General features: G+C 65.7%; 19 protein-coding genes. 9 read left to right on the forward strand and 10 right to left on the reverse strand.

Annotation, left to right across the window (positions count from 1 at the left end; translation table 11 throughout):
• Positions 1 to 86 precede the first annotated feature (86 nt).
• The 10 genes from QOU61_RS03600 to QOU61_RS03645 form a co-directional block, all read right to left on the reverse strand.
• Positions 87 to 215 (reverse strand): DUF2474 domain-containing protein, encoded by a 129-nt coding sequence (locus QOU61_RS03600; protein WP_289656766.1) that lies wholly within the window; start codon positions 213 to 215, stop codon positions 87 to 89.
• Positions 215 to 1,225 carry a cytochrome d ubiquinol oxidase subunit II gene (gene cydB, locus QOU61_RS03605; protein ID WP_289656767.1) on the reverse strand — a complete coding sequence of 337 codons (1,011 nt, stop codon included), beginning with the start codon at positions 1,223 to 1,225 and terminating at the stop codon, positions 215 to 217. The genes QOU61_RS03600 and cydB overlap by 1 nt, the downstream gene beginning before the upstream one ends.
• Positions 1,222 to 2,619 carry a cytochrome ubiquinol oxidase subunit I gene (locus QOU61_RS03610; RefSeq protein WP_289656768.1) on the reverse strand — a complete coding sequence of 466 codons (1,398 nt, stop codon included), beginning with the start codon at positions 2,617 to 2,619 and terminating at the stop codon, positions 1,222 to 1,224. The genes cydB and QOU61_RS03610 overlap by 4 nt, the downstream gene beginning before the upstream one ends.
• A gap of 81 nt (positions 2,620 to 2,700) precedes the next feature.
• Positions 2,701 to 3,264: a thioredoxin family protein gene (locus QOU61_RS03615; protein WP_289656769.1), complete on the reverse strand. Its 564-nt coding sequence runs from the start codon at positions 3,262 to 3,264 to the stop codon at positions 2,701 to 2,703.
• 24 nt (positions 3,265 to 3,288) lie between these two features.
• On the reverse strand, positions 3,289 to 3,990 hold the full coding sequence (locus QOU61_RS03620) for a cytochrome c biogenesis CcdA family protein (RefSeq protein ID WP_289656770.1): 702 nt from the start codon (positions 3,988 to 3,990) through the stop codon (positions 3,289 to 3,291).
• Positions 3,991 to 4,277: 287 nt separating this feature from the next.
• Positions 4,278 to 4,889 carry a sigma-70 family RNA polymerase sigma factor gene (locus tag QOU61_RS03625; protein ID WP_289656771.1) on the reverse strand — a complete coding sequence of 204 codons (612 nt, stop codon included), beginning with the start codon at positions 4,887 to 4,889 and terminating at the stop codon, positions 4,278 to 4,280.
• Between the two features lie 246 nt (positions 4,890 to 5,135).
• Positions 5,136 to 5,873, reverse strand: a complete 738-nt coding sequence (locus tag QOU61_RS03630; RefSeq protein WP_289656772.1) for a response regulator — start codon at positions 5,871 to 5,873, stop codon at positions 5,136 to 5,138.
• The gene (locus tag QOU61_RS03635) at positions 5,870 to 7,618 is read right to left on the reverse strand and encodes an ATP-binding response regulator (protein ID WP_289656773.1); all 1,749 of its coding nucleotides are present in this window, start codon (positions 7,616 to 7,618) and stop codon (positions 5,870 to 5,872) included. Before QOU61_RS03635 ends, QOU61_RS03630 begins: the two co-directional genes overlap by 4 nt.
• Positions 7,588 to 9,525: a sensor histidine kinase gene (locus QOU61_RS03640; RefSeq protein WP_502877007.1), complete on the reverse strand. Its 1,938-nt coding sequence runs from the start codon at positions 9,523 to 9,525 to the stop codon at positions 7,588 to 7,590. Before QOU61_RS03640 ends, QOU61_RS03635 begins: the two co-directional genes overlap by 31 nt.
• A gap of 155 nt (positions 9,526 to 9,680) precedes the next feature.
• A complete protein-coding gene (locus tag QOU61_RS03645; RefSeq protein ID WP_289656775.1) occupies positions 9,681 to 10,673 on the reverse strand; it encodes a TRAP transporter substrate-binding protein in 993 nt (330 codons plus the stop codon).
• Between the two features lie 206 nt (positions 10,674 to 10,879).
• On the opposite strand from QOU61_RS03645, the gene ugpB reads away from it, so the two are divergent.
• The 9 genes from ugpB (at position 10,880) to QOU61_RS03690 (ending at position 20,654) form a co-directional block, all read left to right on the forward strand.
• A complete protein-coding gene (gene ugpB, locus QOU61_RS03650; protein ID WP_289656776.1) occupies positions 10,880 to 12,208 on the forward strand; it encodes a sn-glycerol-3-phosphate ABC transporter substrate-binding protein UgpB in 1,329 nt (442 codons plus the stop codon).
• Between the two features lie 215 nt (positions 12,209 to 12,423).
• The gene (locus QOU61_RS03655) at positions 12,424 to 14,043 is read left to right on the forward strand and encodes an ABC transporter substrate-binding protein (RefSeq protein ID WP_289656777.1); all 1,620 of its coding nucleotides are present in this window, start codon (positions 12,424 to 12,426) and stop codon (positions 14,041 to 14,043) included.
• 23 nt (positions 14,044 to 14,066) lie between these two features.
• Positions 14,067 to 15,080: an ABC transporter permease gene (locus QOU61_RS03660; RefSeq protein ID WP_289656778.1), complete on the forward strand. Its 1,014-nt coding sequence runs from the start codon at positions 14,067 to 14,069 to the stop codon at positions 15,078 to 15,080.
• Positions 15,081 to 15,083: 3 nt separating this feature from the next.
• Positions 15,084 to 15,983, forward strand: coding sequence for an ABC transporter permease (locus QOU61_RS03665; RefSeq protein WP_289656779.1), 900 nt, complete (start codon positions 15,084 to 15,086; stop codon positions 15,981 to 15,983).
• A gap of 3 nt (positions 15,984 to 15,986) precedes the next feature.
• The gene (locus tag QOU61_RS03670) at positions 15,987 to 17,783 is read left to right on the forward strand and encodes a dipeptide ABC transporter ATP-binding protein (RefSeq protein ID WP_289656780.1); all 1,797 of its coding nucleotides are present in this window, start codon (positions 15,987 to 15,989) and stop codon (positions 17,781 to 17,783) included.
• A 139-nt stretch (positions 17,784 to 17,922) separates the two neighbouring features.
• Positions 17,923 to 18,126 (forward strand): DUF4089 domain-containing protein, encoded by a 204-nt coding sequence (locus QOU61_RS03675; protein ID WP_289656781.1) that lies wholly within the window; start codon positions 17,923 to 17,925, stop codon positions 18,124 to 18,126.
• A 4-nt stretch (positions 18,127 to 18,130) separates the two neighbouring features.
• Positions 18,131 to 19,528, forward strand: coding sequence for an AtzE family amidohydrolase (locus QOU61_RS03680; RefSeq protein WP_289662237.1), 1,398 nt, complete (start codon positions 18,131 to 18,133; stop codon positions 19,526 to 19,528).
• Positions 19,529 to 19,530: 2 nt separating this feature from the next.
• Positions 19,531 to 19,929 (forward strand): oxalurate catabolism protein HpxZ, encoded by a 399-nt coding sequence (hpxZ, locus tag QOU61_RS03685; protein WP_289656782.1) that lies wholly within the window; start codon positions 19,531 to 19,533, stop codon positions 19,927 to 19,929.
• Positions 19,926 to 20,654, forward strand: coding sequence for a GntR family transcriptional regulator (locus QOU61_RS03690; RefSeq protein ID WP_289656783.1), 729 nt, complete (start codon positions 19,926 to 19,928; stop codon positions 20,652 to 20,654). Before hpxZ ends, QOU61_RS03690 begins: the two co-directional genes overlap by 4 nt.
• The last annotated feature ends 12 nt before the right edge of the window (positions 20,655 to 20,666 follow it).

Below are 20,666 nucleotides of genomic sequence, written 5' to 3' on the forward strand. Positions count from 1 at the left end.
TCTTGATGGCAAGTTCAAGGCAGAGGAAAGCAAAAAAGCCTTGGTACACTGTCACTTAGCGTTCATGTGGAAAATCTGCCCCCGCCTCATTTCGCCACCAGCCAGAGCCTTAAGCCGAACGAGAGCAGGGCGACCGTGCCGACCCCCACAAGCCACAGGCCGGCAAACCACAGAAGACGCCGCCCGAGCGGCGGCCCGGCGCGTCGTTCGGCCATCAATGATATCCGTGTCCGGGGCGCACCTTGCCGCGGAACACCCAATAGGCCCAGCCGGTATAGGCGAGGATCAGCGGGATCAGCACGGCAACGCCGACCAGCATGAAGAGCTGGCTGTTCTCGGGCGCCGCCGCCTGCCAGATCGTGATGCTCTGCGGCACGATGTACGGATACATGCTGATGCCGAGCCCGGCATAGGAGAGCGCGAACAGGGCCAGCGTCTGGAAGAACGGCTGGTTGTCGCGCTTGTTGGCGAGGCTGCGGAGCAGCAGGAAGGTCACCGCCGCGACCGCCAGCGGCACCGGCGCCGTGACGATGATGTTCGGCCAGGTGAACCAGCGCTGCGCGTACTGGATGTGGAGGAAGGGGGTGGCGATGCTGACTGCGACGATGGCCCCGAGCATCGCGAACAGCAGCGACCACGACAGCGCATAAGCCTTCTCGCGCAGGTCGCCTTCCGTCTTCATCACCAGCCAGGTCGCGCCGAGCAGCGCATAGCCGATGACGAGGGCTGCGCCGGTCAGCACGCTGAATGGCGTCAGCCAGTCCCACCAGCCGCCGGCATAATGCCGTCCCTCGACATGGATGCCCTGCAGGACGGCGCCGAGCGCAATCCCCTGCGCCAGCGCCGCAAGCCAGGAGCCGCCGGCAAAGGCGAGGTCCCAGCGGTTGCGGGTCGCCTGCGTCGTGCGCCAGCGGAATTCGAAGGCGACGCCGCGGAAGATCAGGCCGACCAGCATCGCGATGACAGGCGTATAGAGCGCGGGCATCAGCACCGCATAGGCGAGCGGAAACGCCGCCATCAGCCCGCCGCCGCCGAGCACGAGCCAGGTCTCGTTGCCGTCCCACACGGGTGCGACGCTGTTCATGATCACGTCGCGGTCTGCCTTGGCGGGAAAGGCCGGGAACAGGATGCCGAGCCCGAGGTCGAAACCGTCCATCACCACATAGACGAACACGGCAAAGGCGATGATGAAGGCCCAGAGCGTGGCGAGGGAGGCGGCGGTCATGAGGCGGCCCCTTGGGTAGCCGGCGTGATGCCGGCGGCGCGCGCCGGCACGTCGCTCGGTGGGCCCGCTTCGCCCGGATGTGGCGGCTGCGCCATCAGGCGGAGGATGTAGACGATGCCGGCGATGAACACGACGAAATACACGATGACGAAGGCGAGCAGCGACGAGCCGACCGCGGGCGCGGCGAGCGGCGAGGCCGCATCCGCCGTACGCAGCAGGCCGAACACGGTGAAGGGCTGGCGCCCGGTCTCGGTGGTGATCCAGCCCGCAAGCACGGCGATGAAGCCGGCAGGCCCCATCATCGTGGCAAAGACATGCAGCGCCCGCGAGCGGTAGAGCGCGCCGCGCACGCGCATCAGGAGGCTCAAAAGGCCGAGCGCCGCGATCAGGAAGCCGAGGCCGACCATGATGCGGAACGACCAGAAGGTGATCGGCACCGGCGGCCAGTTTTCGCGCGGCACGGTGTCGAGGCCGTTAAGCGGCGCATCGAGCGAATGCTTCAGCACCAGCGAGGACAGCTTTGGAATCTCGATCGCATAGTCGACCCGGGCCGCACTCTGGTTCGGCAGGCCGAACAGGATCAGCGGCGCGCCGTCCTTGTGGCTCTGGTAATGGCCTTCCATCGCCATCACCTTGGCCGGCTGGTGCTCCAGCGTGTTGAGCCCGTGCTGGTCGCCGGCCAGAATCTGGATCGGGCCGACGATGGTGGCCATCCACATCGCCATCGAGAACATCACGCGCGCGCCGGCAAGATGCTGGTCGCGCAACAGATGAAAGGCGCCGACGGCGCCGACCACGAGCGCGGTGGTCAGATACGCCGCGAGCACCATGTGCACGAGGCGGTAGGGGAAGGACGGGTTGAAGATCACCTTCCACCAGTCGGCCGCGATGAACTGGCCTTCGGCGTTGACGGCGTAGCCCGCGGGCGTCTGCATCCAGGAATTGGCCGAGAGAATCCAGAACGCGGAGATCAGCGTGCCGATCGCAACCATCAATGTGGCGAGGAAATGCAGTTTTGGCCCGACCCGCTGCAGGCCGAACAGCATGACGCCAAGGAAGCCCGCCTCGAGGAAGAACGCGGTCAGCACCTCATAGGCCATCAGCGGGCCGATCACCGGGCCGGTCTTGTCGGCGAAGGCCGACCAGTTGGTGCCGAACTGGTAGGACATCACGATGCCCGACACCACGCCCATGCCGAACACCACCGCGAAGATCTTCAGCCAGTAATTGAACAGGTTGATGAAGACCTCGCGTCCGGTCGCGAGCCACAATGCCTCGAGCACAGCGAGATAGCTCGCAAGCCCGATCGTGAAGGCAGGAAAGATGATGTGGAACGACATCGTGAAGGCGAATTGCGCCCGCGCGATCGTGACCGCATCAAAATTGTCGAACATGCGTCACCCCGTCGCCGCGATATTCCTCGCGGAACCTATCACACCGGACGGGGCGGCGATATCGCGGTGCCGGGACGCAGCTCAGCTATTGGCGTTGAGCAAGCGGGCGACGGTGCGGTCGATGTCCTCGTAGCGGCCCTCGCCATCGTGGTGGAAGACGATGCGTCCGCTCTGATCGATCACATATTGCGCCGGCCAGTACTGGTTGCGGTAGGCGTCCCAGGTCTTCGAATCATTGTCCTGGGCGACCGGATAGGTAATGCCGTGCCGCTTCAACGCCGCCTGTACATTGGCCGCCGACCGCTCGAACGGAAATTCCGGGGTGTGGACGCCGATCACCACCAGGCCGCGGTCGCGATATTTCGCGTAGAGCGCGGTGACATGCGGCAGCGTGTTGACGCAGTTGACGCAGCCATAGGTCCAGAAATCGACCAGCACCACCTTGCCGCGCAAGCCCGCCATGGTGAGCGGCGCCGAATTGAACCAGTTGCTGATCCCGGCAAAATCCGGTGCGGTATCCTGTGCGGCCGCGATCGCGATCGGCGCGACCTTCGATGTGGCTTCGCCGGCAATGCCCGGTATCGCGGTGGTGGTCAGGCACAAAGTGACGGTCGCGGCAAGCGTGGCGAGCGAGCGTATCGTCATGGAGGTCTCCATTGTCGGGGTGGGTTACAGGCCGAACTGGCCGCTTGGATAAAGTGCGGTGAGCCAAGCCACGAGCAGCGTGTCGTACTGGAAGTAGGAGGCGACGGCGAAGGCGACGACGACGGTGCCGAAGGCCTGCTGCAGGCGCGGCGAAATCCGTGCAAGGCTGCGCACGCGGCTGGTCGCGGCCTGGCCGCCATAGGCGATCGCGAGCATCGGCAGCGCCGCGCCCATCGCGTAGACCACGAGCAGCAGGGCGGCCCATCTGGCATCGTGCGATGTCGCAATGACGGTCAGGATCGAGCCCAGCACCGGCCCCGCGCAGGGCGTCCAGACCAGGCCCAGCGTGGCCCCGAGCAGCAATCCGCTGGTTCGGCCCTGGCCGGGCGCGCCGAGGGCGGCGGTGCTGCCGTTGATGAGGGGGCCTGCGCGAAGCGACAGCCATTCGAACGGCCTTGGAAAGATCATCAACAGCCCGAAAAGGAGCAGCAGCCACGTCGCCGCGGTGCGCAGCGTGTTCGGATCAAAGTCGAAGCTGCGGGTGATCGCGCTCAGACCGAGCGCGACGAACGAGAACGAGATGACGAAGCCGAGCGCGATCATCGCCGGCCTGATCCGGTCGGTTTGGCCGACGGATGCGCCGAGCAGGATCGGCAGGACCGGAAGTGTGCAGGGTGCGGCGATGGTGGCGATGCCTGCCAGCAGAGCGAGAACGAGGTTGAGCATCGAAAAGGCTTCCCAGCGGTTCGATGCATTGTTCGAAAAGCAGCTGTGCCGCGTTACATCTGTCACGCTCTTGTGAGAGAGCGAGTTCGCCACAAACGGAAAACGACCCGGAGGGGGGCATCCCGTCCGGGTCGCTGGAGGTCCTTGGGAGGTTTGAAAATCGCTGACCCGCGAGACGGTGAGGCTCACCGGCCAATGATCAATTCATAACAGATGAGTTTTTCCGCCTGATGTCGTCGCGCGTTTCAATTGTTTCGTCGTCATTAATGCCCCGGAAACCATCCGGCTTACGCCGCCAGGCTGTTGACGCCAGCGCAGCGCAGCAGGTCGGCCAGTTGCTTGCGGGCGTAGAACATGCGGGTCTTCACCGTGCTCTGGGGGATGCCGATGATTGCGCCGGCCTCCTCGACCGACTTCTCATGGTAATAGACCAGGGTGATGATCTCGCGGTGCGCCGGCGACAGTTTCGCGACGCAGGCGCGCAGGATCTTGCTGGTGTCGCGGCGGTCGAGCGAGGTTTCGGGCGTGTCGGCCTCGTCGGCGATCTGCCGGACGTCTTCCTGGTCGATGTCCTCGTGGCGGCGCTGGCGCAGCGCGGTCAGCGCCTTGAAGCGCGAGATCGACAGCAGCCAGGTCGACACCTGGGAGCGCCCCTCGAACTGCCTGGCGGTGCGCCAGACGTCCAGGAAAACCTGGCTGACCAGGTCTTCGGCGACGGTCACGTCCCGCACGATGCGCAGGATGAAGCGGTAAACCCGCACATTGTGCCGGCAGTAAAGGTTATGCATCGCAGTACGGTCGCCGTTGGCAATGCGCTCCAGCAACATTTCGTCCGAGGTCGCCTGAGCAGTGATGATGCTCTGGCGGGCTGCGGCGTTGATGGCGATCACGTTCGGCATTTGACAGCTCCCACTGGCGCCGCTGGCGCGGCGTTGTCGTTGCTGCAAAGTGTTAATGAGCCATCGTTTCCGGACGTCTGCACGAAAAGCGGAAAATGGTTTCGTGGCGGACGGAATTGTTTCGTCGCGGCCGTCGCGACGAAACATTCGAGGTAAAAATGTGAGCTATTTCAACGATCGCCGGCTGGAGGTAGTGCCGGACGGGCCGGACTTCCCGGCCCCGGAACAAATCGCGGGCTGCGCGAATCAGGCCTTTTCGCCGGCCGGCGAGAACAGATAGCCGCCGCCGCGGATGGTGCGGATCACGGCCGGCTTGGTCGGGTCCGGCTCGATCTTGCGGCGGATGCGCATGATCCGCAGGTCCACGGCGCGGTCGAAGGCCTCGGCATCGCGGGCATTGGCGAGTTCGAGCAGCCGCTCGCGCGACAGCACCCGTTTCGGATTGGCCGCGAATACCTTCAGGAGGCCGAATTCGGACGCGGTCAGCGGGTGCTCGTTGCCCTCGTCGTCGCGCAGCGCCTGGGCCTCGAGGTCGAGCCATTTGGTGCCGAAGCGCACCAGCTGGTCCTTTTTCGGGGCGTCCTCGGCAGCGGCTGCGACCGCCCTGGCGGGCGAGCTTCGCCGCAACACCGAGCGGATGCGCGCCATCAATTCGCGCAGCTCGCAGGGTTTTGCGACATAGTCGTCGGCCCCGAGCTCGAGCCCGACCACGCGGTCGATCGGGCTTGCGGTCGCCGTCAGCATGATGACGGGGACGTTGGTGCGGCTCTTGAGGTCGCGGATGATCGACAGCCCGTCTTCCTCGGGCATGTTGAGGTCGAGCACCACGAGGTCGGGGGCGGTACCCGCCGCGATCGCGGCGCGCAGGCTGTTGCCGCCGTCGCAGAGCGTGACGGCGAAGCCGTGCATCTTGAGATAATCGCCGACCATTTCGCGGGCCGGCGCCTCGTCATCGACGATGATGATGTGCTGGCTTTGGGTCATGGCATCTCGGTTGCGGGCAGAGTGATGGTGAAGGTCGATCCCTGGCCGGGGCCGGCGCTGTTGGCCGCGACCTGGCCGCCATGCATGTCGATGATGCGCTTGACGATGGAAAGGCCGAGACCGGTCGAGCTTTCGCCGGCGGTGGGTTTTGCCGACAGCCGCTGGAAGCGCCCGAACAGGCGCCCGAGGTCCTCCGGCGAAAGCCCGGCGCCTTCGTCGGCGATGCGGATGATGGTGTTGTCGCCGTCATGGGTGACCAGGACGGCGATCTTGCCGCCGATCGGGCTGTATTTGATGGCGTTGGAGACGAGGTTGTCGATCGACTCCCTGATCCGGTCGGTGTCGCACATGGTGACGACGTTGGGCGGCGCGGAGACCGTGATGGTCTGCTGCTTGTTGACCGCAAGCGGCCGGTTGGCCTCGGCGACCTCGCTGACCAGCGCCGCGATGTCGACCGGCTCGCGACGGATGGTGATATCGAAGGCGTCCGCCATCGCGTCGGAAATCAGGTGGTCGACCATGGTGGTCAGCCGCTTGGTGGCGTCGCGGATGTGATCGACCTGCGCGGTGACGTTCTCCTTCGGCGAGCTGGCGCCGATCAGCTCGGTCAGCATCTCGGTGCGGCCGAGGATGACGCCGAGCGGGTTCTTCAGGTCGTGGGCGACGGTGCCAAGGATCTCGTTCTTGAAGCCGTTGGCCCGCTGCAGCCGCAGCCATTGCTGCGACAGCCTGCGGTTGGCCTGGATCAGCGCGCGGGTGCGCTGGGCCACGCGTTCCTCGAGCTGGGCGTTGGCCTCGTTGAGCTTCTGGTAGAGGATGACGTTGTCGAACGCGATCGAAAGCCGGCTGGAGAAGATCTCGACCAGCGCGCGGTCGGTCTCCGACAGCGGACGCTCCGCCTGCAGCAGCACCACGACCTCGCGGCCCGACCCGGTGCGCAGATAAAGCACGCTGCGGTGGTCGGCGAACTCGTTCTTGCGGCGCGAGAACGCGGCCTCCACCATCTGCCGCAGGTCGGCATCGAGCGCCTTCGAGCTGGTCTGGCCGATGAAACGGCTGTAGCAGCCGCTCCCCGCCAGCACGGAGAAGTCGCCGTCGTCCTTGCCGCCCTCGTCGCGCAGCACCAGGATGCCGGCGCAATCGACGTTGAGCAGCGAGGCGAGCTGGGTCAGCACGCCCTCGGCGAGCCGCTGCATCGACTTGAAGTCGTACAGGGTCGAGGCGGCGTCGATGATGATCTCGAGCCCGCGCCGCGTCTGCACCATGCGTTCGAGCTGCTGGTAGCTGCGTAACGCCGCGGTCAGCGAGGTGAACAGCTTGTCGGCGGTCAGCTCGGTCTTCGCCTTGTAGTCGTTGATGTCGTACTGGACGATGATGCGCCGCTCCGGCGCCTGGCCGGGCTGCCCGGTGCGCAGGATGATGCGGACGGTCTCGTTCCTGATCTCGTTGCGGATGTATTCCACGAGATCGAGGCCGGCGACGTCGGTCTCCATGATGACGTCGAGCAGCACCGCGGCGATATCGGGGTGCTGGCGCATCAAGGCGCGGCCCTCGGCGGCCGAATAGGCGGAGAGGATCTCCAGCGTCGCGCCGTTGAGGCTGTAGTCGCTCAGCGCAAAGCGCGTGCCCTCGTGCACGGCGTGATCGTCGTCGATGACGGCGATCTTCCATTTGCGGGCGGACGAATCCTCCGGAGTGGCTCCGGTGTCGTCGATCAGGTGGAGGACATCGTCCTGTTCGGCCATTGAGCGGTTCCGTCGGCGAGGGTCTCTGCGGTCGAGGCGCCGCCCTTGGCGACCCGGGGCATGATAATGCGAAACGTGGTGCCTTGTCCCAGCCTTGACTCGAGCATCATCCGGCCGCCGAGCTGCTGGGTGACCAGATTGTAGACGATATGCAGGCCGAGCCCGGTACCGCCCTCGTTGCGCCGCGTCGTAAAGAACGGGTCGAACGCCTGGCGCTGCACGTCCGGGCTCATTCCGGCGCCGTCGTCGGCGAAGATGATCTCGACATCGTCCTGGCCGCGTGGCCGCGCCGAGATCGAGATCGCGCCGGACCGGCCGTCGGCGAAGGCGTGGTTGACGGCGTTGAGGAACAGGTTGGTCAGGATCTGGCCATATGAGCCGGGATAACCGTCGATCATGAGGCCTTCGGGCACGTCGAGCGTGAGCGAGATCGGCGCGCGCTTGAGCACCGGCCGCAGGCTCGCGATGATCTGGTCGGTGGCCTCGGCCAGGTTGAACTGGCGCCGCTCCGCGTGCGAGCGGTCGACCGCGACCTGCTTGAACGACTGGATCAGCTCGCCGGCGCGGTGCAGGTTGGAAACCAGCTGCTGCGAGGCATCGCGCGAGGTGCGGACGAACTCCTCGAGCTGCGAGCGGCGCAGCCCGCCATCGGAGCGCAGCTCCGTCTCGAACATCTCGGCGCGGCGGGCGAAGCTCGATGCCACTGTCAGGCTGATGCCGATCGGATTGTTGACCTCGTGGGCGACGCCGGCGACCAGGCCGCCGAGCGCGGCGAGCCGCTCGGCATCGATCAGGTTCTGCTGCGCGGTGTTGAGCTCGAACAGCGCGCTTTCGGCCCGCTCCTTGGAGGCGCGCAGCTCGTCCTCGGTCTTGCGCTTGGCGATGGCGTTCTCACGGAACACCTCCACCGCGCGCGCCATCGCGCCGACCTCGTCGCGCGCGGCGGTGCCCTGCACCTGGCGGTCGTAGTCGCCGGAGGTGATGGCGCGCATCGCCGTCATGATCTGCTGCAGCGGCAGGCGGATCGAGAGCGCGATCAGGACGCCGGCGGTCAGGATGATGCCGAGGAAGATCACGGCGATCGACAGCACCCGCCGCGATATGTCGGCGAGCGTGCGATCGAAGGTCTCCTGCGCCTTCTGCTCGCGCTGGCGCATCTTCACCGAGAGGTCGTCGATCGCGGCGATCGCCTCGGCCTGGCTCGCGTCGATGGTGTTGCGCAACAGGTCGGTGCGGCTGGAAAGCTGCTCGGAGAGCTTGGCAAGCCCCTGGCGCAGCGCCGCGGTGCGCGTGCCCAGCTTCTGCAGCGCCATGCGCTGCAGGTCGTTGTCGGCAAGATCGCTCATCACCGGGATGGTCTTCTCGATGGTCTCGGTGTTGCGGCGGGCATCCTCGGCGGACGCTGTCGCCAGCGACAGGTAGTAGGCGTTGGCAGCCACCAGCATCGCCGTGAAGGCCTCGCGGGACTTGCCGAGCGAAGGCCAGATCAGCGCGTCGCGGTGACCGGTTGCGCCCTCGATGATGGAATAGAGCCCGGCCATGTCGCGGGCCGGGCCCAGCACTTCCTGCTCATAGGTCCTGGTGATCGTCGCCTGCACGCTGCGCAGGTCGCCGAACCCGTTGAGGAAGCGATTGGTGACGCGCTCGAGCTCCTCCACCGACCCCGACAGCATCGGATCGGTCGAGGCGCGCGTGGTCAGCGTGCCCAGCACGGCCTCGCGCAGCAGGAGGATTTCGGCGAACAGCTCCGGGCTCGGCTGGTTGATGTAGCGGTGGATCAGGTTCTGCAGCCGCGAGGTTTCGCTCTCGAGCAGCGCCAGGATCTTGTCGGACTCGCGGACCTGCCGCACGTCCTCCCAGGCCGAGCCGAGCACTTGGGCGCCGTTGTAGATCATTGCCGCCAGCACGATGACGACGGCCGAGTTCAGCGCCGCGATCGACAGGATGCGCCAACGGATCGGCACGGCGCGCAACAGCCCGACGATACGCGCACGGATGCGCGTGGCGAGGCTCGCCGGTCGTTCCGCAATGTCATTCGGTCCGGGCGCTGCCAAGGCCAGAGTCACTCCACCTTGCGAATGCGGTCGATCAGCCGAGCGGCAGCCGGATCACGCTGCGCCTTCTCGTAGATCGCGGCCATCGCCGCCTCGAAGGGCTTGCGGTCGAAATCCTTCACGACCGTCACGCCGAGGGCCTCGGCCTGCCGGCGCGATTGATCCTCGAGATCCTTCCATTTCTCGCGCATGAAGCGGCTGGAACGTACCGCGCTCTCGCGAAAGATCCGGCGATCCTCGGGCGAAAGGCTCGCCCACGCCTTGTGCGACATCACCAGCACCTCCGGGCTCATCGTGTGCTCGGTGAGCGTGTAGTAGCCGGCATGCCTGTAGTGACCGGTCGTGACGTAAGATGGCCAGTTGTTCTCGGCGCCGTCAATCAAATGGGTCGCCAGCCCGGTGGACACCTGACCATAGGGCAGCTGGACTGGCTCGGCACCGAGCGAGCGGATCATGTCGGCCATCAATTCCGATTGTTGCACACGGATTCGCAAGCCCTTGATGTCGGCGAGCGAGCGGATCGGCCGCACGCTGTCGTAAAGCGACCTTGCGCCGGAATCATAGAACGCAAGGCCGACAAAGCCATAAGGTTCGAAACTGTCCAGGATCTCGCTGCCGATCGGTCCGTCGAGAACCCTCTGCTGATGCTCGATGGAGCGAAACAGGAACGGCATCGCCAAAACGTTGGTCGCTGGCACGAAGGTCCCGATCAGCGCCACGTTGGTGCGATTGATGTCGATCGCGCCGGCGCGGGTCTGCTCGATGGTTTCCTTCTCTTCGCCGAGCTGGTGCGAATGAAACACCCGGATCTGGTGCCGCCCGCCGGTCCGCTCCGCGATCAGGCGACCCATATAGTGCAGCGCCTGTACCGTCGGATAGTCTTCATTCTGGGTGTCGGCGGCGCGAAACTCGCGCGCAATCGCACCTGTCGCGATGGCCGTCAAAAACAGCGCAACGGCAAGTGTAAGCGTCCGCGGAAGGTTGGCGCGGTACAAAGGCAACTTGATCCCCTTCGTGATGGAGTCTATGGCGGGAGGAAAAGGTTCAAGGATTTCTGGCTTCCGCGGGAAAGGCGCTATTGTGCCGACCCCGGGGTGATCGTCAATGGCGGGAAAGCACGGCCGTTTGGGCCAGATTGTGCGGCCGCAACAATGACAGGGCCGAAGGATGCGATCCCGCCGAGGTTGTGGCCGACGGGAATAGGCTGATGGAGAGGCCGGTGTTGAGGTTTTTGCGCGTTGCCGCCGCCGCGGCACTGTTCTTTGTCGTTTCGCCGGCCTGCGCCGCGACCGACATCAATTGGTGGCATGCCATGTCGGGCCAGCTCGGCAAGCAGGTCGACAGGCTTGCCGCCGACTTCAATGCCTCGCAGTCCGAATACCGGATCGTCCCGAGCTACAAGGGCAGCTACACCGAGACCGTGACGGCAGCGATCTTCGCGTTTCGTTCGCGCAGCCAGCCCGCCATCGTCCAGGTCAACGAGATCGCCACCTCGACCATGACCGCGGCGAAAGGCGCGATCTATCCGGTCTATGAACTGATGCGCGACCAGCAGGAGGCGTTTTCGCCGCAGGCCTATCTCCCGGCCGTGACCGGCTACTACGCCGACATGGCCGGCAACCTGCTGTCGTTCCCGTTCAATGCCTCGACCCCGATCCTCTATTACAACAAGAAGCTGTTCCGCGACGCCGGGCTCGATCCGGAAACGCCGCCGAAGACCTGGCCCGAGCTTGGCGAGGCGGCCAAGCGTCTGCGCAAGGCCGGCGCGCCATGCGGTTTCACCACTTCCTGGCCTTCCTGGATCAATGTCGAGAATTTCTCCGCCTTCCACAACCTGCCGATCTCGACCCGGTCGAACGGCTTTGGCGGGCTCGATGCCGTGCTCGTATTCAACAATCCCTTCGTGGTGCGGCATATCGCGCAGCTTGCGGAATGGCAGGCGACGAAAGAGTTCGACTATAGCGGTCGTGGCCAATCGGCCGAGCCGCGCTTCCAGAACGGCGAATGCGGCATCTTCATCGGCTCGTCGGCGACGCGCGCCGACATCAAGGCCAATTCCAAGTTCGAGGTCGGCTACGGCATGCTGCCCTACTGGCCCGATATTGCGGGAGCGCCGCAAAACAGCATCATCGGCGGCGCGACGCTGTGGGTGCTGCGCGACCGCCCGCGAGAGGAATACAAAGGCGTCGCGAAATTCTTTGCCTTCCTGTCGAAGCCGGAAGTGCAGGCCGCCTGGCATCAGAACACCGGCTATCTGCCGATCACGCGCGCCGCGTTCGAGCTGACCCGCGCGCAGGGCTTCTACGACCGCAATCCCGGCACGGCGATCTCGATCGAGCAGATGACGCTGAAGCCGCCGACCGACAATTCCAGGGGCGTGCGGCTCGGCTCGTTCGTGCTGATTCGCGACGTCATCGACGACGAGCTCGAGCAGGCGTTTTCGGGCAAGAAGTCGGCGCAGGCGGCAATGGATTCCGCGGTCGAGCGGGGCAACAAGCTGCTGCGCCAGTTCGAGCGAGCGAGCCCGGAGCGTTAGCGTTCGCTTAATAAAGCGGCGTCGGAGAAAGGCTGCATCCAAAACAGGCAAATGCGCGCCTTTGTATGCAAGCGCCGCATTCGCGGCGTGGCATCAGATGTTGGCATTCATAAGATAATTCATAGCGTTACGCGACGATTAAGCTGTCGTTAAGCTCTGGCACGAACCTTGCGAAGCCGGCTCCAAGCACGTTTTCCGTAGCGTTGGAGCAGCTGATGAAGCGCCGCGACTTCCTGAAATCCGTCTCCGGGCTTGCCGCCGGCGCCATGCTGCCGGCGCCTGCGATCTGGTCGCCCGCCAAGGCCGATGCGCGGTCCGAGACGCTGCTGATCGTCTCCGAGGGCGGCCCCAACAATCTCGACATCCACGGCGTCGGCACCAACGTGCCCGGCTATGAAGTGTCGTGGAATTGCTACGACCGGCTGATCAGCCACGAGATGAAGAGCGGCCCGGGCGGCGTCCCCTATTACGACCGCGACAAGTTCAAGGGCGAGCTCGCCGACGACATGAACGTCGGTGACATGTCGGCCACCTTCAAGCTGAAGAAGAACGCCAAATTCCATGACGGCACGCCGGTCACGGCGAAGGACGTCAAATGGTCGCTCGACCGCGCTGTCTCCGTCGGCGGCTTCCCGACCTTCCAGATGAGCGCGGGCTCGCTCACCAAGCCCGAGCAGTTCGTCGTCGTCGACGACTATACCGTGAGGGTCGACTTCCTGAAGAAGGACCGTCTCACGATTCCCGACCTCGCCGTCATCGTGCCCTGCGTGGTGAATTCCGAGCTCGTGAAGAAGAATGCGTCCGAGAAGGATCCCTGGGGCCTCGAATTCACCAAGCAGCAGACCGCGGGCTCCGGCGCCTACAGAGTGACGAAATGGACCGCCGGCACCGAAGTGGTGATGGAGCGCAACGACGCGTGGGTCGGCGGTCCGCTGCCCAAGGTGAAGCGCGTGATCTGGCGGATGGTGCCGCAGGCCGGCAACCGCCGCGCGCTGCTCGAGCGGGGCGACGCCGACATCTCCTACGAGCTGCCGAACAAGGATTTCCAGGAGATGAAGGCGGTCGGCAAGCTCGACATCGTGTCGCTGCCGTTCTCGAACGGCATCCAGTACATCGGCATGAACGTCACCAGGCCTCCGTTCGACAATCTGAAGGTAAGGCAGGCGATGGCCTACGCCATGCCCTACCAGAAGATCATGGACGCGGTGCTGTTCGGGCTCGCCAACCCGATGTACGGCGCCCCGGCGGAGAAGCCGACCGAGGTCGCCTGGCCGCAGCCGACCAAATATTTCACCGACATCGAGAAGGCCAGGGCGCTGATGGCGGAAGCCGGCTACGCCAACGGCTTCGAGACCACGCTGTCCTTCGACCTCAACTTCGCGCAGGTCAACGAGCCGCTCTGCGTGCTGGTGCAGGAAAGTCTCGCCCAGCTCGGCATCAAGACCACGATCAACAAGGTGCCGGGATCGAACTGGCGCACCGAGCTCAACAAGAAGGAGATGCCGCTCTTCACCAACGTGTTCTCGGGCTGGCTCGATTATCCCGAATACTTCTTCTACTGGTGCTATCACGGCAACAATTCCGTCTTCAACACCATGAGCTACAAGTCGGCCGAGATGGATCGGCTGATCGACGGCGCGCGCAACGCTGCGGCGATCGGCGACAAGGCGGCCTACGAGTCCGACGTCAAGGGCTTCGCCGATCTCGCCTTCGCCGACATCCCGCGCATCCCGCTCTACCAGCCCTTCGTCAACGTCGCGATGCAGAAGAACGTCTCGGGCTATCAATACTGGTTCCATCGACGGCTCGACTACCGCGCGCTGGTGAAGGGGTGAAACATAGCGGGGGCTAGCGCGTCATGCTGACCATGATCGGCAAGCGGCTGATGTTCGCGATCCCGAGCCTGATCGGCGTCGTGGTCGTGACCTTCCTGCTGACCCGCGCGCTGCCCGGCGATCCCGCCGCCTATTTCGCCGGTCCCGCCGCGACGAAAGAGGCGATCGAGCAGATCAGGAAGAAGCTCGGCTTCGACAAGCCGCTGATCGAGCAGTTCTTCCGCTACACCAATGATCTCGCCCATGGCGATCTCGGGACATCGCTGACCACAGGCCAGCCGGTGTCGACCGAGATCCGCAACCGCCTGCCGGCCTCGGCCGAGCTGACACTGCTCGGGCTCCTGGTATCGATCGCGATCGCGCTGCCGCTCGGCGTGCTCGCCGCCACGCGCCCCGGCTCGCTGATCGACCATCTGTGCCGCATCACCACCACCGCCGGCGTCTCGCTGCCGGTGTTCTTTACCGGGCTCGTGCTGGTCTACGTGTTCTATTTCCGGCTCGGCTGGGCGCCGGCGCCGCTCGGCCGGCTCGACGTGTTCTACAGCGCGCCGCCGACCGTGACCGGCTTCTACCTGATCGACACGCTGATCGCGCGCGATTTCGAGGCGTTCCGTTCGGCGCTGAGCCAGCTCCTATTGCCCGCCGCGACGCTTGCGATCTTCTCGCTGGCGCCGATCGCGCGCATGACGCGCGCCTCGATGCTTTCGGTGCTCGCCTCCGACTTCGTGCGCACCGCGCGCGCCAGCGGGCTGTCGCCCGGCACCGTCGTCGTCACCTACGCTTTCCGCAACGCCATGCTGCCGGTCATCACCACGCTCTCGATGGTGTTCTCCTTCCTGCTCGGCGCCAATGTGCTGGTGGAGAAGGTCTTTGCCTGGCCCGGCATCGGCTCCTACGCGGTGGAAGCGCTGATCGCCTCGGACTTCGCGCCGGTGCAAGGTTTCGTGCTGACCATGGCGGTCATGTATGTGCTGCTCAATCTCGCGATCGACATCCTCTATGGCGTGATCGATCCGCGCGTGCGGCTGGAGGGATAGGCCATGAGCAGCGTCGCCCCGACGATCGAGCCTGCCGCACCCGCGCGCAGCACCGGGCTTGCCGCCACGCTCGAGCATGCGCGCTACGTGCTCGGCGAGAACCGCGTTACGGCCTTCGCCTTCGTCCTCCTGATCATCATTCTGCTGGCCGCAATCCTCGGACCCTATGTCGTACCTTACGATCCGCTGGCCTCCGACACGGCGCGGGCGCTGAGACCGCCGTCGTCGGCGCACTGGTTCGGCACCGACCAGCTGGGCCGCGACATCTTCAGCCGCGTCATCGTCGCGACGAGGCTCGATGCCTTCATTGCGGTCGCTTCGGTCGCGCTCGTCTTCCTGATGGGTGGGCTGGCCGGCGTCGCCGCCGGCTATTTCGGCGGCTGGACCGATCGGATCGTCGGCCGCATCGCCGACACCATCATGGCGTTTCCGCTGTTCGTGCTGGCGATGGGCATCGTGGCGGCGCTCGGCAACACCGTGCAGAACATCATCCTGGCGACCGCGATCGTGAACTTCCCGCTCTATGCGCGCGTGGCCCGTGCCGAGGCCAATGTCCGCCGCAATGCCGGCTTCGTGCAGGCCGCGCGCCTCTCCGGCAATGGCGAGTTCCGCATCCTGCTCGGCCACATCCTGCCCAACATCATGCCGATCATGATCGTGCAGATGTCGCTGACGATGGGCTACGCCATCCTCAACGCCGCCGGCCTGTCCTTCATCGGGCTCGGCGTGCGGCCGCCGACCGCTGAATGGGGCATCATGGTCGCCGAAGGCGCGGGCTTCATGGTGTCGGGCGAATGGTGGATCGCACTGTTTCCGGGGCTTGCGCTGATGATCGCGGTGTTCTGCTTCAATCTGCTCGGCGACGGCCTGCGCGACATCGTCGATCCGCAGCGGAGGACCTGAGCGATGGTTGCGCGGCCTTTGCTCGACGTGCGCGACCTTACGGTCGAATTCTCCACCCGGCGCGGCATCGTCAAAGCGGTGCAGCATGTCGATATCACGGTGGCCAAGGGCGAGACGCTTGGCATCGTCGGCGAATCCGGCTCCGGCAAGTCGGTCACCTCCTACGCGGTGATGCGGATCCTCGACCGCGCCGGAAGGATCGCCGAAGGCTCGGTGATGTTCTCCGGGATCGACGTGCGCGCGGCCGGCGAGGACGAGATGCGTGACCTGCGCGGCCGCGAGATCTCGATGATCTTCCAGAACCCGCGCGCCGCGCTCAATCCGATCCGCAAAGTGGGCGCCCAGATCGAGGATGTGCTGCGCCAGCACGTGCAGGCAGCGGCCCAGGACCGCGGCGAGAAGGCGATCGAGGCGCTGGAGCAGGTGCGGATCGCCCGGCCGCGCGAGCGCTACCATGCCTATCCGTTCGAGCTGTCGGGCGGCATGTGTCAGCGCGTGGTGATCGCGCTGGCGCTCGCCTGCAATCCGCAGCTTCTGATCGCGGACGAGCCGACCACCGGTCTCGACGTCACCACGCAGAAGGCGGTGATGGACCTGGTGGTCGAGCTGACGCGCCGGCGCAGCATGTCGACAATCCTGATCACGCATGACCTCGGACTTGCGGCGGCCTATTGCGATCGCGTCGTGGTGATGGAGAAGGGCCGCGTGGTCGAGACCGCGAAATCGGCCGATATCTTTGCCAATCCGCAGCACCCTTACACGCGCAAGCTGATGCGCGCGACGCCGCGGATCGGCGTTTCCCTGCGCGATCTGCTGCCGGAGGATGAAGCCGCTGCTCAGTCCGTCATGGCCGGGCTTGACGCGGCCATCCATCACTCTTCGAAAGATTCCTCTGAGACGATGGACCCCCGGGTCAAGCCCGGGGGTGACGAGAATACCAAGCCGCTGCTGCTGGTCGACAAGCTGGTGAAGGAATATCCGCGCCAGGGCGCGACCGCGACGCTGACGAAACTGTTCGGGCGCAAGCCGCCGATCGAGCCGGAAGCCTTCCGTGCCGTCGACGGCATCAGCTTCACCGTCGGCCACGGCGAGAGCGTGGGCCTGGTCGGCGAGTCCGGCTGCGGCAAGTCGACGACCTCGATGATGGTGATGCGGCTGCTCGACCAGACTTCGGGCCGCATCCTGTTCGACGGCCACGAGATCGGCGCCATCATGCCGCATGCCTTCGCGCGGCTTGCCCTGCGCAGCCAGATCCAGATGGTGTTCCAGGATCCGACCGACAGCCTCAATCCGCGCTTCACGGCGGCGCGGGCGATTGCCGATCCGCTGATCCAGCTTGGCGACGTCAAGGGACGCGACCGCTTGCGCGCGCGCTGCGAGGAGCTGGCCGACCTGGTCGGCCTGCCGCTCAATCTGCTCGATCGCTTTCCGCATCAATTGTCCGGCGGCCAGAAGGCGCGCGTCGGGATCGCGCGCGCCATTGCGCTCCATCCGAAGCTCGTGATCCTGGACGAGCCGACCGCGGCGCTCGATGTCTCGGTGCAGGCAGTGGTGCTGAACCTGCTGCAGCAGCTCAAGCACTCGCTCGGCATGAGCTACCTTTTCGTCTCGCACGATCTCAACGTCGTGCGGCTGCTATGCGATCGTGTCATAGTGATGCGTGCGGGGCGCATCGTCGAGCAGGGAACGGCGGAGGAGGTGCTTGGCAATCCCCGGGAAGCCTATACAAAAGAGCTGCTGACGGCGATTCCGCATCCGCCGCTGCCGACCAGCGAACAACAATCGATGGGCGCGACATGACGGCCAGGACCGCCGATTTGAAGTCCGCCACACGGGCTTCCACGTATCAAGGAGGCGGACTTCAAATCGAAAGCGGTACTGGAATCATGAGATTGCCGGTACCCTTTGCTTTCCGGAGTTCGCAAAGGAGGATGCCGCAGTGACAAACGAAGTTCGGAAAGCGGGTAGCGATCCGCTGGATGACTATATCGAGGCCGCGGCGAAAGCCCTCGGGCTCACGATCGAGGAGGCGTGGCGACCGGCGGTGCGGACGAGCCTCGAGGTGTCGCTGAGGCAGGCGCGGCTGGTCGACGAGTTCCCGCTGCCAGACGAAGCCGAGCCGGCCAGTGTCTTCACCGCGTGACGCCATGGCATCCGGGTTCGACCGGCTGACCGCCGCGGAAATCGCAACCGCCGTGGCCGGCCATCGAATGTCGGCCGAGGCCGTCACCGAGGCGGCGCTGGCGCGGATCGCGCGGTACAATCCGGTCCTCAACGCCTTCACCGACGTCACCGCGGATCGTGCGCGGGCCAGGGCCCGCGCCGTCGATGCCGCGATTGCCGAAGGCAAGCAGCCGGGTGCGCTCGCCGGCGTTCCCTTCGCGGTGAAGAACCTGTTCGACGTGAAGGGGCTCTCGACCCGCGCCGGCTCGAAGATCAACCGTGACCGGCGGCCGTCCGCGCGCGATGCGACGCTGATCGAGCGCCTGGAAGCGGCTGGCGCCGTGCTGGTCGGCGCGCTCAACATGGGCGAATACGCCTACGACTTCACCGGCGAGAACGCCCATGACGGCCCCTCGCGCAATCCGCACGACACGACGCGGGTCAGCGGCGGCTCGTCCGGCGGCTCCGGCAGCGCGGTCGGCGGACGCCTCGTGCCGATCGCGCTCGGCTCCGATACCAACGGTTCGATCCGCGTGCCGTCCTCGTTCTGCGGCATTTTCGGCCTGAAGCCGACCTATGGCCGGCTGTCGCGCGCCCGCTCGTTCCCATTCGTGATGAGTCTCGATCATCTCGGCCCGTTCGCGCGTTCGGTCGCCGACCTCGCGATCGCCTATGACGCGATGCAGGGGCCGGACGCGGCCGATGCCGCCTGCACGACGCGCCCGGTCGAGGCGGTCACGCCGCAGCTTGCGCGGGGCGTCGAGGGCTTGCGCATCGCGGTTGCCGGCGGCTATTTCCAGAAAAACCTCGTCCCGGAGGCAATCGAGGCCGTCGCGCTCGTCGCCAGGGCACTCGGCGCGACGCAGACCGTCGAAATCCCGGAAGCCGCGCGCGCCCGGGCCGCTGCCTTTGTCATCACGACCACGGAAGGAGCCTCGCTGCATCTCGACCGCTTGCGCAACCGGCCGCATGATTTCGATCCCGCGGTGCGCGATCGCCTGCTCTCGGGCGCGATGATCCCGGCGCCGCTGGTCGATCGCGCGCAGAAATTCCGCCGCTGGTATCGCGCGCGCGTGCTGGAGCTGTTCAAGAGCGTCGACGTGATCCTGGCGCCGGCGACGCCCTGCTCCGCGCCGAAAATCGGACAGGCGACCTTTACGCTCGACGGCGTCGAGATGCCCGTGCGCCCCAATATCGGCCTGCACACCCAGCCGATCTCCTTCATCGGCCTGCCCGTCGTCGCGGTGCCGGTGCCGCTCGAGCCGATGCCGATCGGCGTGCAGATCATCGCTGCACCCTGGCGCGAGGACATCGCCTTGCGCGTGGCGTGCGCACTGGAACAGATGGACGTGGTGTCGGCGCCGCCGCCGCGGGGGATTTGACCATGGAAATCGACCTTCCCGACGTCGTGGCGGAGGTGACGGCACAGTTCCAGCGCTACGAGCAGGCGCTGGTGACCAACGACGTCGCCGTGCTCGACGAGTTGTTCCGCAATGATCCGCGTACGCTGCGCTATGGCATCGGCGAGAACCTCTACGGCTACGGCGCGATATCGTCGTTCCGCGCCGCGCGCTCGCCGGTCGGGCTGATGCGCAGGACCGCGCGCACCGTGATCACGACCTATGGGCGTGACGTCGCGGTGGCCTCCACGCTGTTCTATCGCGACAGCGCGCCGGGCAAGGTCGGCCGGCAGATGCAGACCTGGGCCAGGTTTCCCGAAGGCTGGCGCATCGTCGCCGCCCATGTCAGCGTCATCGACGAGCACAAGGACCCGAAGGCATGAGCCTCGACGACCTCCCGGCCGAGGCGGCGACGGGCATTGCCGGAGAGACAGTGCGCCGTGTCGATCGTGCGCCGCCCTCCTTGCAGAAGGTCACGCGCGCGGAGGAACTGCGATTGCAGCTCGCGGACGAGATCGTGCGCGGCACCCTGCCGCCCGGCGCGCCGCTCGACGAGACCGAGATCGCGCGGCGCTTCAGCGTGTCGCGCACGCCGGTACGCGAGGCGCTGCGCCAGCTCGCGGCAAGCGGCCTGGTGGAGGCGCGGGCGCATCGCGGCGCCGTGGTGGCGCGGCCCACGCTCGAACGGCTGACCGAAATGTTCGAGGCGATGGCGGAGCTGGAGGCGCTGTGCGCGGGGCTTGCCGCGGAGCGCATGTCACCGATCGAACGGCGGCGGCTCGAGGCGGTTCACGAGGAATTGCGCATGCTGAGCCATGCCGGCAATCCCGAGCGCTTTCACGAGGTCAACGAGCGCTTCCACAGCGCGATCTATGCCGGCGCGCGTAACGGCTATATCGCGGAAATGACGCTGGCGACCCGGGTGCGGGTGCAGCCGTTCCGCCGCGCCCAGTTCCGCAACCTTGGCCGGCTCGCCAAGTCCCATGCCGAACATGACCGCGTCGTGGTCGCGATCCTGCGCGGCGACCGCCTCGGCGCGGCCGGCGCGATGCGCGCGCATATCGAATTCGTCCGCGGCGAATACGAGATCTACGCGGTATCGGTCTAACGCGCACCACAT

This window comes from Bradyrhizobium sp. NP1 (assembly GCF_030378205.1).
Taxonomy (GTDB): Bacteria; Pseudomonadota; Alphaproteobacteria; order Rhizobiales; family Xanthobacteraceae; genus Bradyrhizobium.

Excerpts from the sequence above, each read along its gene's own strand:
- QOU61_RS03665 (WP_289656779.1), top strand. The coding sequence starts at position 15,084 with ATGAGCAGCGTCGCCCCGACGATCGAGCCTGCCGCACCCGCGCGCAGC.
- ugpB (WP_289656776.1), top strand. The coding sequence starts at position 10,880 with ATGGAGAGGCCGGTGTTGAGGTTTTTGCGCGTTGCCGCCGCCGCGGCA.
- cydB (WP_289656767.1), bottom strand. The coding sequence starts at position 1,225 with ATGACCGCCGCCTCCCTCGCCACGCTCTGGGCCTTCATCATCGCCTTT.
- QOU61_RS03600 (WP_289656766.1), bottom strand. The coding sequence starts at position 215 with ATGGCCGAACGACGCGCCGGGCCGCCGCTCGGGCGGCGTCTTCTGTGG.
- QOU61_RS03635 (WP_289656773.1), bottom strand. The coding sequence starts at position 7,618 with ATGGCCGAACAGGACGATGTCCTCCACCTGATCGACGACACCGGAGCC.
- QOU61_RS03610 (WP_289656768.1), bottom strand. The coding sequence starts at position 2,619 with ATGTTCGACAATTTTGATGCGGTCACGATCGCGCGGGCGCAATTCGCC.
- QOU61_RS03655 (WP_289656777.1), top strand. The coding sequence starts at position 12,424 with ATGAAGCGCCGCGACTTCCTGAAATCCGTCTCCGGGCTTGCCGCCGGC.
- QOU61_RS03620 (WP_289656770.1), bottom strand. The coding sequence starts at position 3,990 with ATGCTCAACCTCGTTCTCGCTCTGCTGGCAGGCATCGCCACCATCGCC.
- QOU61_RS03615 (WP_289656769.1), bottom strand. The coding sequence starts at position 3,264 with ATGACGATACGCTCGCTCGCCACGCTTGCCGCGACCGTCACTTTGTGC.
- QOU61_RS03690 (WP_289656783.1), top strand. The coding sequence starts at position 19,926 with ATGAGCCTCGACGACCTCCCGGCCGAGGCGGCGACGGGCATTGCCGGA.
- QOU61_RS03630 (WP_289656772.1), bottom strand. The coding sequence starts at position 5,873 with ATGACCCAAAGCCAGCACATCATCATCGTCGATGACGAGGCGCCGGCC.
- QOU61_RS03680 (WP_289662237.1), top strand. The coding sequence starts at position 18,131 with ATGGCATCCGGGTTCGACCGGCTGACCGCCGCGGAAATCGCAACCGCC.
- QOU61_RS03660 (WP_289656778.1), top strand. The coding sequence starts at position 14,067 with ATGCTGACCATGATCGGCAAGCGGCTGATGTTCGCGATCCCGAGCCTG.
- QOU61_RS03670 (WP_289656780.1), top strand. The coding sequence starts at position 15,987 with ATGGTTGCGCGGCCTTTGCTCGACGTGCGCGACCTTACGGTCGAATTC.
- QOU61_RS03625 (WP_289656771.1), bottom strand. The coding sequence starts at position 4,889 with ATGCCGAACGTGATCGCCATCAACGCCGCAGCCCGCCAGAGCATCATC.
- hpxZ (WP_289656782.1), top strand. The coding sequence starts at position 19,531 with ATGGAAATCGACCTTCCCGACGTCGTGGCGGAGGTGACGGCACAGTTC.